Origin of the sequence: Thermotoga sp. Mc24 (assembly GCF_000784835.1) — a bacterium.
Taxonomy (GTDB): Bacteria; Thermotogota; Thermotogae; order Thermotogales; family Thermotogaceae; genus Thermotoga.
This window is the reverse complement of record NZ_JSFH01000002.1, coordinates 23,357-35,368: the sequence shown is the minus strand read 5'-3', so window position 1 is coordinate 35,368 and position 12,012 is coordinate 23,357. Positions and strand designations below refer to the sequence as shown.

Below are 12,012 nucleotides of genomic sequence, written 5' to 3'. Positions count from 1 at the left end.
CCCTCCTGAGAAAACCCCTCCCAAAGGGAGGGGTTATTTCATTTTCCGAGGAATTCGAGGGCGATTTCGTATGCCTTCAAACCATACATGAGTGCAGGACCACCGCCCATACAGACTGCCACTTTGATTGTGTCGAGGATCTCTTCTTCTGTCGCTCCCGCTTTCACTGCGGCTCCCGTATGCCAGACGATACACGGTTCACATCTCACTGCCACAGCTATTCCAAGAGATATGAGTTCCTTCGTTTTTGTGTCGAGTGCTTTTGTGCTTTCAGCCATGTGAACGTATTCTGCGAACTTTCCGATCTCAGGTGCCTTTCCGATGATCTCCTGAAGTTGCTTCTGAATCTGTTCCAGCTTTTCTTTCGCTGCCATGAGCAACACCTCCATATGAGAAATTTATAATACCATTTCAGCCGCTTTTGCCAATGGATACACCGTTGGAGCGGATGTGAGAAGTGGATGGGTCCCGATTTGCATGGTGAACAGATCGTTGGCTGTGATGCCTTTCTGTATGCCGAGGCTTATTAGGTTCACTATCTCACCGACGCTCTTTCCACCGCACACCTGCGCACCGAGCAGGATCTTGCTGTCTTCCGAGAAGATGAGTTTCACCACGAGTTTTGAGGTATCTTCGAACTTTCCAGGATGTCTGTCTGGTGCCTCTGCCTTTCCAACGACAACTTCGAATCCTTCTTCCTTCGCTATTCTCTCCGTTATTCCCACAGAGCCGAAGGCCTTGCTTCCTATGACGGTCGAGTACGCGTTCAGAGAACCCTTGTTCGTTCTGATCACCTTCAGACCGTACAGGTTGGACGCTGCAATTCTGGCATCAAAAACAGCAGCGGAGGCAAGCATAAGTCTGGAAGGCTTTCCAGTGAGGAAGTCTTTGTGCTGTACGCAGTCGCCTGCAGCGAAGATATCAGGTTTTGAAGTTCTCATGTACTCATCCGTTTCTATGAAGCCGAGTTCTGTCACCTTGAGTCCGAGTTTTCTGGCGAGTTCAGAATTCGGTTTGTAACCCGTTGCGAGCACGACCACATCGGCCGGGATCGTTTCTCCGCTGTCCAGCTTTACTCCCTCCACTTTTTCCGTTCCGAGGATCTCTGTTACTTTTCTTCCTGTGAGGACTTTGACGTTGTCCGATTCGAGTTCCTTTCTCGCGAGTTCTCCAAAATCCGGGTCGAACGACACGGGAAGGAGGCTGTCCATTATTTCCACGAGGGTGACGTTCTTCCCGGACTTTTTGATCTCGTCAGCCACTTCAACACCTATGAAACCGCCCCCGATGATGACCACATCGTTGGCATCCTTCACTTTCTCGTGCAGTAGTTTGAGATAGTCGGCCTCTTTTGGAACGGTGAACACGCCTTTTAGATCCACACCTGGGATCTTCGGTGTGTTCGGTGAAGATCCAGTTGCGATGATGAGCTTGTCGTAAGAAATCTCTTTTCCGCTCTTCGTGAAAAGCTTCTTTTCATCTGGGTTTCCATCGACAACTTCGTCTATCAGAAGATCTATGCCTGCACCTTTGAAGCGGTCTTCAATTCCCATGTAGTCGTTTTCCACACTGCCGAGAGTGTGAAAGATGTACGGTATTCCACAGGGTACCATTTCTTTCTCGGTCTTCTTGACAACAAGAATTTTTTTGTCTCCAAAGAATCTTTTTGTGGTGAATGCCGCCACAAGACCGGCTGGTCCACCTCCAACAACTACAACATCGTACCTCATGTTTTCCCCTCCAAAAGAGAAATTTTTCACGATCTTCCATTCACAATTCTACTACTTTTCGGATTAAATTTCAACTGCAAAGGTAGAGAAATTACGGTGTCTAATAATCAGCTCGCCCAGAATTCGTCTTTCAGGCTTCTTCTCATGAGATCTCTCATCGACTGAAGAGGTGGTTTCCCTTCGTAAACGACTCGGTAAACCTCTTCGGAGATGGGCATATCTATTTTGTTTTCTTTGGCTATCTTCATCACAGCTTTCACAGTGAAGGCACCTTCTACAACCTGGTTTGAGCTTTCAAGGAGTTTCAGCGGGTTGAATCCCCGCGCTATCAATTCTCCGAAGCGTCTATTTCTGCTGTAACGACTGTTGCAAGTGACCATGAGATCGCCTATTCCTGCAAGACCCATGAAGGTCTTCTGATCCGCTCCAAAAAACATTCCAAATCTTGCTATTTCGTATATACCGCGAGTTTCGAGTGCTGCTTTTGCGTTGTCCCAACCACCGAATCCATCCAGGATCCCCGCGGCGATAGCGATGACATTTTTCAATGCTCCAGCGATTTCCACACCCACCACATCTTCGCAGGTGTACACCCTGAAGTACTCGGTGGAGATCCTCTTTTGAAGTTCTTTCGAATTTTCTCCAGCGAGTGTGACGGCAGTTGGAAGTTTTTTTGCGACCTCTTCGGCATGTGAAGGACCGGAGAGGACAGCGTAAGGACAACCCAGTATCTCTTCAACGATCTCAGACACTCTTTTACCTGTTTTGATCTCTATTCCCTTTGAAAGATTCAGCACCATGGAAGGCTTCACAGGTAGTCTCAGAAGATGTTCTCTTATGTATTGAACGGGAATCGCTATAACGAGAATGTCTTCTTTTTTGATTTCTTCAAGATCGTTTGTGGCTCTTACGGTGATCTTCGATTCCTCCACATAAGGGCTCGTGTGTGAAACATTTATGAGATCGACGATCTCTTTCCTTCTTGCCCAGAGAACTACTTCTTCTCCGTTTTCATGCAGCATCTGTGCAAAAACTGTCCCCCAGCTCCCTGCACCGAGAACAAAAAATCTCATCTCCATTCCTCCTCGAAGATAGAATTCCCCAAGAATTTTAACAAAAAACAAAAAGCAGGGTTTTCCCCTGCTTCGTGAAATAGTGCTCTCATATCTCACGGAATTGGATGTTTCTGTACCTATAAGGAAGTGTTGAAACAATGAGGTTATCGCTTTTGAGTCGTATCACTGGTTTAGAGTTTCCATACCTCTAAGGAAGTATTGAAACCTCTACCACGTTGCTTGGAAGAAGCGGAAGGTACTCCGTTTCCATACCTCTAAGGAACTATTGAAACCGGTTGGTACCTTGTCTGTTTCTACGATTTTGACTACGGGTTTCCATACCTCTAAGGAACTATTGAAACCAACGTCTGCCTCGAACGAGATGAGATCTCCAACCAGTTTCCATACCTCTAAGGAACTATTGAAACGGTTTTCACTCACATATTATCACAAATTCCCGGGTTGGTTTCCATACCTCTAAGGAACTATTGAAACGACGAGTACGTTCACGCTTTGTAGCAAGAGTACGACAGTTTCCATACCTCTAAGGAACTATTGAAACGCCCATGTTACTTCATAGTTACCGCAGCGAATACTTGTTTCCATACCTCTAAGGAACTATTGAAACTGAAACGTGGTCCATTTCCACTATCAAGCGACTTCTGTGTTTCCATACCTCTAAGGAACTATTGAAACATTACTGGAATCTCGATCCCTTTTCGGTAGTAACTGGTTTCCATACCTCTAAGGAACTATTGAAACTAGATTTTATGAAGTATTCACAACACAAAAATCATTGTTTCCATACCTCTAAGGAACTATTGAAACCCCACTTCCAGGCGTGGGCATAGAAGTAGAAACTGAGTTTCCATACCTCTAAGGAACTATTGAAACTCTGTAGCTCCACCACAACATAATCCACAAGTGCATTATCAGTTTCCATACCTCTAAGGAACTATTGAAACATTATTCTTCAAAGGACAATTTACTTCTCAAGCACCTTGTTTCCATACCTCTAAGGAAGTATTGAAACGGTCCCAAGCAAGTGGTAGATATTTTGTTGGATCTCGTTTCCATACCTCTAAGGAAGTATTGAAACGTTTCCGTTCATTTTTATCCATGTCGCCCGCCGGTTGTTTCCATACCTCTAAGGAAGTATTGAAACGCAAACAGGAAGGTGGTTACACAGGGCCTGGTCCTGTGTTTCCATACCTCTAAGGAAGTATTGAAACGGGGGTGCTCCATGTATTTGTAAAAGGGAAGAACTAGTTTCCATACCTCTAAGGAAGTATTGAAACACGTTCTATACGTCGATTGGGAATTAGACAGGAACCGTTTCCATACCTCTAAGGAAGTATTGAAACCGGCGATAGGCATGCGGCGGATATATGCAAATTGTGTTTCCATACCTCTAAGGAAGTATTGAAACATAAAAACGAAACAGAACCGCAACCGTCGTGTTATGTTTCCATACCTCTAAGGAAGTATTGAAACACGGCGAAAGGATAGACACTTCTTCCTTCAGAGTGGTGTTTCCATACCTCTAAGGAAGTATTGAAACGATCTCCTGCGTAATTGCGCATGGTTGTGTTTTCGGTTTCCATACCTCTAAGGAAGTATTGAAACTGCAATGATGCCTGCCCCCGGTGTGTATGTAGCAAAGTTTCCATACCTCTAAGGAAGTATTGAAACTCTTTCACGACGGGATCTGCACGCCCGGAGCGTCTGTTTCCATACCTCTAAGGAAGTATTGAAACTGAGATGATGGGACTTTTTGCAAGAACTGACACCAGTTTCCATACCTCTAAGGAAGTATTGAAACTAAAAGCAAGTCAAAGGGGCGAAAAGCAAAGCTCTAGTTTCCATACCTCTAAGGAAGTATTGAAACTTCTGCTGTATCGAAAATGTACGTCTTCGGTGCAAGTTTCCATACCTCTAAGGAAGTATTGAAACGAAGTCTCGCTACAAAGGTAGTTTTTCCTGTTCCCGGTTTCCATACCTCTAAGGAAGTATTGAAACTTGAAGAATTTGAACAGAAAGTCACATCGGAAGCAAGTTTCCATACCTCTAAGGAAGTATTGAAACGAGCGAACAGAAGAAGCTGAGGAGAAACGAGAGGAAAAAGAGTTTCCATACCTCTAAGGAAGTATTGAAACGTAGATAAGCTGATTGACAGAATTGAAGCAGGAGAAGTTTCCATACCTCTAAGGAAGTATTGAAACTAGGAAGGTATATCCGGCCTGGTATGAAGATTTGAGTTTCCATACCTCTAAGGAAGTATTGAAACTTTCTGCAAAATAGTGCCATTTCCGTGACGTTTCCTTGTTTCCATACCTCTAAGGAAGTATTGAAACTTTGAGTCCGACCCACAGCATTGTTCTAAGCTCTTGTTTCCATACCTCTAAGGAAGTATTGAAACTCAGAATGCAATTGAAACAAACAAAACTGTGCAGGAAGTTTCCATACCTCTAAGGAAGTATTGAAACCTTGCCTTGGTACCTTCCAAGCAATTATGGGTGTAGTTTCCATACCTCTAAGGAAGTATTGAAACAATCTTTATTAGCCAAATAATTCCCAAATAAGCCAAGTTTCCATACCTCTAAGGAAGTATTGAAACGAACAACAGATTCTGTGCTTGTCGCCTGTGTGGCTGGTTTCCATACCTCTAAGGAAGTATTGAAACCACGCTGATCAAAGATAGAATTACTTTTCAACTCCTGTTTCCATACCTCTAAGGAAGTATTGAAACCTTTGTTGCAGAAGGTGAAGCGATCATCACTTCTCTGTTTCCATACCTCTAAGGAAGTATTGAAACTTCGTGTAGTTCAGTACGAAAAGGTTTCCCTTGTCAGGTTTCCATACCTCTAAGGAAGTATTGAAACTTTTTACCGATCCCGCACTTGCATTAACACAAAAATTGTTTCCATACCTCTAAGGAAGTATTGAAACGTAGTCAAAACGGTATGCTTCTCTACCACGAGCAGTCGTTTCCATACCTCTAAGGAAGTATTGAAACCCAATGTCGAATCCTTCGAGCACGTATTTCTTTTCGTGTTTCCATACCTCTAAGGAAGTATTGAAACATTGAAACCTTGATCTCATTGGGTGTAGATGCAATAGAATATTGTTTCCATACCTCTAAGGAAGTATTGAAACTGGGCTCGGGGGCCCACGGAAAAATCTCGTTCAGACTAGTTTCCATACCTCTAAGGAAGTATTGAAACAAAACAAAGAAAATGAATTTACAGTTGAATGCAGTGATGTTTCCATACCTCTAAGGAAGTATTGAAACAATAAAAGAATATGTGGAAAAAGTCAAGGGAAAAAGTGTTTCCATACCTCTAAGGAAGTATTGAAACAATGCCATCGATCGGTTTCAAGCTCATTTTCGAAGAGTTTCCATACCTCTAAGGAAGTATTGAAACTTGGAAAAGGTATCGAAGCGCTCGGAAACAAAATAGCGTTTCCATACCTCTAAGGAAGTATTGAAACTCAGTATTTCGAGAAATACCCCGTCGATTATGTCAGTTTCCATACCTCTAAGGAAGTATTGAAACCTGTGTTGGTAGAGCATTCTGTTTTTCGAGAATTGTGTTTCCATACCTCTAAGGAAGTATTGAAACATGGAAAGGTGTCACCTGATGTGCTTGACAATTTACTGTTTCCATACCTCTAAGGAAGTATTGAAACTGATTTCTTTTGTTTGAGGGTCGAATTGTAAGATAGGTTTCCATACCTCTAAGGAAGTATTGAAACCCGTTGAGTTCAAGAGAAATTATACCACAAACACAATCTGAAAGCAAGATGTTTTTTGACCTTCCATATCCTCCCTTTCCATAAACCATTCTAACACACAAAAGAGCACCTTCAAGTACTGTTTGGAAAAATGGAATAATTGCATAGTCAAACAATGAAAGAACGCAAGCAAAAAACAGAAGATAAATTATATCAACCTACGTCAGGGCATTTTGGAGTGTTTCTGGTAAAAATCGATTAGTTCCATGTTTCACAAATAGATGAAAGAAGGTATTCCTCAATGTGTTAGAAGTTAACTGTTAACTTCTCGAATTCAAAGCACTTACACGTCATCGATTACCACAAATTCTCTTCATATTGTCTCTTCATATCATCCATTATTCCCTTTTTAACGCATAGCTTCCGGTACCACAAACCTGCATGAAATTTTTCGTTACCGGTAATTGCATACTCTGTATCTATCTTCCAGTGCCAGATACACACATCACCTACTTTGTGAATGATTGGAACTAACCTGGTTTGTATGCATAAAACAATATTGTTCAAAACTACCTTTATTTTCGCTAACTCGAAAAAACCTCTTGAAACATTTCCATCCTGTGGTATGATTAATTGTGTATTAATTCAAGTTACGAATAAATTCGGGAGGGATCACCGTGGATGTTGTGTTGAGAGAGCGAAACATAGAGGAGTACCGCACCATAATCGGAAACGAGGTGGACGAGATAAAAAAACTTGCAGAACCTCTTAAAGGAAAAAAGGTTCTTCACGTCAATGCGACTGCCTACGGTGGAGGAGTTGCCGAAATCCTCCACAATCTCGTTCCGCTTATGAGATCGGTTGGTCTGGATGCCAGGTGGAGGGTCATAGAGGCACCCGATGAGTTCTTCAACGTCACAAAAAAGTTTCACAACACGCTTCAAGGTGCGGATATAGAGATTTCAGAAGAAGAGTGGAACCTTTACGAAGAGGTCTGTGGAAAAAACGCAGAACTGATCCAGGACGAAGAGTTATTCGTGATCCACGATCCCCAACCAGCAGCTCTGAGAAAATTCGTGAATTTGAACGACAGAAAGTGGATCTGGAGATGTCATATAGATCTATCCACTCCAAACATGAAGGTCTGGCAGAGATTTTCCCAGTATTTGGAGGGATACGACAGACTTGTTTTCCATCTTGAGGAGTATTTCCCGCAGGGATGGGAAGAAAGGAGCATAGCTTTCCCACCGAGTATAGATCCCCTGAGTGAAAAGAATCGAGATCTTGATGAAGACACAATAAGAAAAACTCTCGAAAGACTCGAAATAGACCCGGAAAGGCCTCTGATAACTGTTGTGGCTCGATTTGATCCATGGAAAGATCTCTTCAGTGCCATCGACGTCTATAGACTGGTGAAGAAAGAGATCCCGGAGGTTCAGCTTGCCGTAGTTTCCGCCATGGCAACAGACGATCCGGAGGGATGGTTCTTCTTTGAAAAGGTCCTCAGATACGCTGGAACGGACGAAGATATAAAATTCTGCACGAACCTGAAAGGTGTTGGAAACAAGGAAGTGAACGCTATTCAGAGGGCCACGACTGTCGCTCTGCACACGGCAACAAGAGAAGGCTTCGGTCTCGTCATAAGTGAAGCACTTTACAAGAGAGTTCCGGTCGTAGCAAGGCCAGTTGGTGGTGTTAAGATACAGGTGAAACATGGAGAAAATGGTTATTTGGCATGGGAAAGAGAGGACCTTGCAGGATACGTGGTAAAACTCATAAAGGATGAAGAACTCAGAAGAAAAATGGGAGAAAAAGGAAGGCAAACTGTGGTGGAGAATTTCATTATCACGGTGCATCTGAAGAACTATCTGAAACTCTTCTTAGATCTGTTGAGGTGAGAGAGTGCCTTCACCGCTTCTTCGAAGAGAGAACAAGATAAAGATTTTGAGGTACATACTGAGAAATGGAAAAACTACCAGAAACCAGCTTGCCAGCAATTTGAACCTCGCACACAGCACTCTGAGCTACATAATCGACGAGTTGCTCGATGAAGGTTTCCTCGTCTTTGAAGAGATCAGGAAGAGGAGAGGAAGACCATATCAGATTTTGAAAGTCAATCCAGAAAAATTCACCGCGATCGGGGTGAAGGTGGGTCGCGAAGAGGTACGGGGTGTACTCTTTGACGCAAGCATGAATCCTTTGAAAGAACACAGAGTGCAGATTCTGTCCGGTATGAGAAACAACGACGGTTATACTCGTGCTCTCAGAGAAACCATCGAACAACTTCACAGTGAAAATCTTCTCGGAGTGGGTATTTGCTCTTCTGGAATCGTGAAAGAAGGAAAAGTGATCGTTTCCCATGTGATGAACGTGAAAGACTGGGATCCAAGGAAAGTCCTGAAAGATCTTGAAAGGATCCTCGTCATGAACGATTCGGATGCTCTCTGCCGGGAAATTTCCCAGAGAGTGAACGCAGACTTTCTTCTGGTGAGCTACGGCATCGGCATAGGTGCGAGTCTCTGGAAAGATAAGAGGATTCATCACTTAGAAATGGGACACATGCTGGCTTCTTCAGAAGGAAAGTGCTACTGTGGACAGACAGGTTGTCTGGAGTATCATTCTTCAGAGTACGCTGTTTTGAAGTCTTGCCTTGGAAAAGAGATTGATTTCGAAGATTTCATCACAAGCGAAGAAGAAAAGTACAGGCAGACAATCGAAGAATTGAGAGAAAAAGCCAGAAAGGATTTTGATTCTGTGAAAGTGCACTACGAAAAGGCATTCAAAACCTTTTCTGTGGTCTTGGGGAACGTTATCATGGGTTCGGGTGTTTCTCGGGTGTTCTTCGCGGGAGAGGGTGTGGTCAACGAAGAAATGATCAAGATCTTGGAAGAGATGGTTAGAGCTCGATTCAATCGCGATTTTGTGGGAGAAGTGCAATTTCAGGTGGCCAATGCGAACTGGATGCTCGGCGCGGCTCGGGCGGTTGTTGACAAATACCTTCCTTATATTGTGAAATAAGCTCCCGGAATCCCGGGAGCTCTTTTTTAATACGCATACAATCTTCCGTACGGTCTGTGTGTGTAGGGTTTGAGGATGATGAATTCTCCGTTCAGAATCTCCTCTGAGTCGTAGTCAAAGAGTCTGCAGAACTCTTCAACATAAGGCTTGATCCTGTTGATATCCTCTTCGGTGGGCTGGAAGATTTTCACTTCTTTTCCGAGTTTGTGCTCTTCTACGGTTCCTCTGAGAAAGATCTCCCCACCGTGCATTCCTGTTCCAACGTAGTTTCCTGCGATGTTTCCATCTTCATCTTTTTCCAGTCCCAGCACTATGAGAAGTCCTCCTGCCATGTATTCTCCGAGGAAGTCTCTCGCAAAGCCTCCTATGACGACAACGGGGTAATTTTCTTTGTAGGCCTTCATGTGTATTCCCACTCGATATCCAGCATTTCTTTTTATGTAGATGTGTCCACCCCTCATGGCGTATCCTATGATGTCGCCCGCGTGCCCGTGAACCACGATTTTTCCTGCGTTCATGGTGTTTCCTACACCGTCTTGTGCGTTTCCGTTCACGATGATTTCAGGACCGTCCATGAAAACACCAAGATCGTTCCCCGGAACGCCGTTTATTTCTATTTTTACTTTCTTTCTGATTCCGGCTCCGATGTATCTCTGACCGCAAACGTTGTCCAGAACTATTTCTTCTTCTCCGTTTTCTATCGCTTCCCAGATCAAGTCGTTCAGTTTTTTGTAGTGGAGGCCTTTCGCGTCTATTCTAACCATATCTTGATTTCCCCCTCCAGCATCTTCTTTCTGAACTCTTTTGGAAGGTAAACGAGGCCGAAGTTCTCGTCGAGTAGTCTGTCTTTGAAAGAAGACACGTCGAGTTTTTGAAGGATGAGGCCTGTGTAGATTCCGGCCCTGTCTATGTCGTTCACAAGGATGGCACCTATGAGTCTGTTGTCCTTCAACACCATTTTTTTGTAGGTGTTTCCTTCTTCGAAGGTGAGGATTTCATACCCATCGTCTTCCACGTTCGAGTGCCCGACCGATATGGTTGGAATACCGGCGAGTTCAACGGAGTTCATCGGGATACCGCCGGGATACCTCACGTTTCTCCCAGCCATGTTGTAGCCAGCCACTCTTCCCTGCGCAACAGCCACAGGCCAGATGGCGATCGTTTTTCTCTGACCATCTATCAGATCGTAGAATTCAGTGCAGTCTCCCGCAGCGTAAACACCTTCCACGTTTGTTTCCATCTTTTCGTTCACCACAATACCGCGGTTTATTTCTATCCCGGAGTCTTTGAGGAATTCCACATTCGGTCTCACACCAATTGCGATGACGAGAAGCTTTGTTGGGATCTCCTTTCCGCTTTTTAGAACAACGGAGGAAACCGTGTCGTCACCGTTCACTTTCACCACTGTGTCGTTCGTTATAACGCTGCATCCTTCTTTTTTCAAAGCTTCGGTGATGATCTCAGATGCCTTTCTGTCGAAGGTAACGGAGAGTATCCTGTCTGCCAGTTCAACGATGGTGACCTTCACTCCGAGTTCCATCAGCGCTTCCGTTGTTTTAAGACCGATCAGACCTCCACCGAGCACCACGGCTTCTTTCACATCGTTTTCTTCTATGTACTTTTCTACCTTCTCTTCGTCTTCCCACGTGGTGAATGTGAACACACCTTTCTTTCCAGTGAGTCCTTCTATGTTTGGAACAAACGGCTTTCCACCGGTGGCAATCAGGAGTTTGTCGTAGCGAATTTCTTCTCCGCTGTCTGTTACTACTGTTTTCTCCTCTGGTATCACCTTTTCGACTCTTGTAGCGGGTTTTATATCGACCCTCATTTCTCTCAGATAGTCTTCCGTTCTGTAATACATCTTCTCCTCTGTGACCTTTCTTCCAAGCAAGTAGGTGATCAAAGGTCTTGAGTATCCCACGTATTTCTCTGCCGTGATCAGAAGGATTTCTCCTTCTTTGTCAACTTCTCTGATCGCTTCTATCGCGTTCAAACCGGCTGGTCCGGATCCAACTATCACGTACCTCATTCTCTCACCTCAACCAGAACGAGCGCTTCGTTTGGACAGCCTTCGACACAGCCAGGAGTTCCTCTATCGGCACAGAGATCACACTTTGAGGCAACTTTCTTTTCTTTCGTGTTCCTTCTTATCACACCGAAGGGACAGGCCATCACACACATCCAGCATCCTACACACTTTTCTTGATTCACTCTGATGGCTCCTGTTTTTGGATCTCTGTGCATCGCGCCCGTCATACAGGCCTTCAGACAGGATGGATCATCACAGTTTCTGCACTGAAGTGCGAAAGTGACGTAATCGTGCTCTTCCACTATCACGTTTGGTTCGGGAAGTTCCGGGACGTATCTGTACACCTTTATGAGGTTTCCCGTTTCCACCTGCGCGGCGACACAGTTTATCTCACACAGCTTACATCCCATGCAGTACTCTTCCCTGATAAGTATTCTTCTCACCG

General features: G+C 44.2%; 8 protein-coding genes and 1 CRISPR repeat array. Of the genes, 2 read left to right on the top strand and 6 right to left on the bottom strand.

The annotated features are described in order from the left end of the window. Positions 1-38 precede the first annotated feature (38 nt). The 3 genes from MC24_RS00170 to MC24_RS00160 form a co-directional block, all read right to left on the bottom strand. A complete protein-coding gene (locus MC24_RS00170) occupies positions 39-374 on the bottom strand; it encodes a carboxymuconolactone decarboxylase family protein (RefSeq protein WP_012310610.1) in 336 nt (111 codons plus the stop codon). A gap of 24 nt (positions 375-398) precedes the next feature. Next, the gene (locus MC24_RS00165) at positions 399-1,730 is read right to left on the bottom strand and encodes an FAD-dependent oxidoreductase (protein WP_012310609.1); all 1,332 of its coding nucleotides are present in this window, start codon (positions 1,728-1,730) and stop codon (positions 399-401) included. Between the two features lie 107 nt (positions 1,731-1,837). Next, positions 1,838-2,803 (bottom strand): NAD(P)H-dependent glycerol-3-phosphate dehydrogenase, encoded by a 966-nt coding sequence (locus MC24_RS00160; RefSeq protein ID WP_038051455.1) that lies wholly within the window; start codon positions 2,801-2,803, stop codon positions 1,838-1,840. Between the two features lie 109 nt (positions 2,804-2,912). Further along, positions 2,913-6,541: direct repeats of the CRISPR family, unit length 30 nt; unit sequence GTTTCCATACCTCTAAGGAAGTATTGAAAC. Positions 6,542-7,197: 656 nt separating this feature from the next. On the opposite strand from MC24_RS00160, the gene MC24_RS00150 reads away from it, so the two are divergent. Beyond that, entirely contained in the window at positions 7,198-8,418 is a 1,221-nt protein-coding gene (locus MC24_RS00150; protein ID WP_008191941.1) for a glycosyltransferase, read from the top strand. A 4-nt stretch (positions 8,419-8,422) separates the two neighbouring features. Then, on the top strand, positions 8,423-9,538 hold the full coding sequence (locus tag MC24_RS00145; protein WP_012310606.1) for an ROK family transcriptional regulator: 1,116 nt from the start codon (positions 8,423-8,425) through the stop codon (positions 9,536-9,538). A 26-nt stretch (positions 9,539-9,564) separates the two neighbouring features. On the opposite strand, the gene MC24_RS00140 is transcribed toward MC24_RS00145, so the two are convergent. The 3 genes from MC24_RS00140 to MC24_RS00130 are packed head-to-tail and all read right to left on the bottom strand — an operon-like array spanning position 9,565 to position 12,010. Then, on the bottom strand, positions 9,565-10,302 hold the full coding sequence (locus MC24_RS00140) for a hypothetical protein (RefSeq protein WP_008191950.1): 738 nt from the start codon (positions 10,300-10,302) through the stop codon (positions 9,565-9,567). Further along, complete coding sequence (locus tag MC24_RS00135) at positions 10,290-11,567, bottom strand: NAD(P)/FAD-dependent oxidoreductase (RefSeq protein ID WP_008191952.1); 1,278 nt, start codon at positions 11,565-11,567, stop codon at positions 10,290-10,292. The genes MC24_RS00140 and MC24_RS00135 overlap by 13 nt, the downstream gene beginning before the upstream one ends. Next, positions 11,564-12,010, bottom strand: coding sequence for a 4Fe-4S dicluster domain-containing protein (locus MC24_RS00130; protein WP_038051554.1), 447 nt, complete (start codon positions 12,008-12,010; stop codon positions 11,564-11,566). Before MC24_RS00130 ends, MC24_RS00135 begins: the two co-directional genes overlap by 4 nt. Positions 12,011-12,012: the final 2 nt, after the last annotated feature.

Excerpts from the sequence above, each read along its gene's own strand:
- MC24_RS00170 (WP_012310610.1), bottom strand. The coding sequence starts at position 374 with ATGGCAGCGAAAGAAAAGCTGGAACAGATTCAGAAGCAACTTCAGGAG.
- MC24_RS00165 (WP_012310609.1), bottom strand. The coding sequence starts at position 1,730 with ATGAGGTACGATGTTGTAGTTGTTGGAGGTGGACCAGCCGGTCTTGTG.
- MC24_RS00160 (WP_038051455.1), bottom strand. The coding sequence starts at position 2,803 with ATGAGATTTTTTGTTCTCGGTGCAGGGAGCTGGGGGACAGTTTTTGCA.
- MC24_RS00140 (WP_008191950.1), bottom strand. The coding sequence starts at position 10,302 with ATGGTTAGAATAGACGCGAAAGGCCTCCACTACAAAAAACTGAACGAC.
- MC24_RS00135 (WP_008191952.1), bottom strand. The coding sequence starts at position 11,567 with ATGAGGTACGTGATAGTTGGATCCGGACCAGCCGGTTTGAACGCGATA.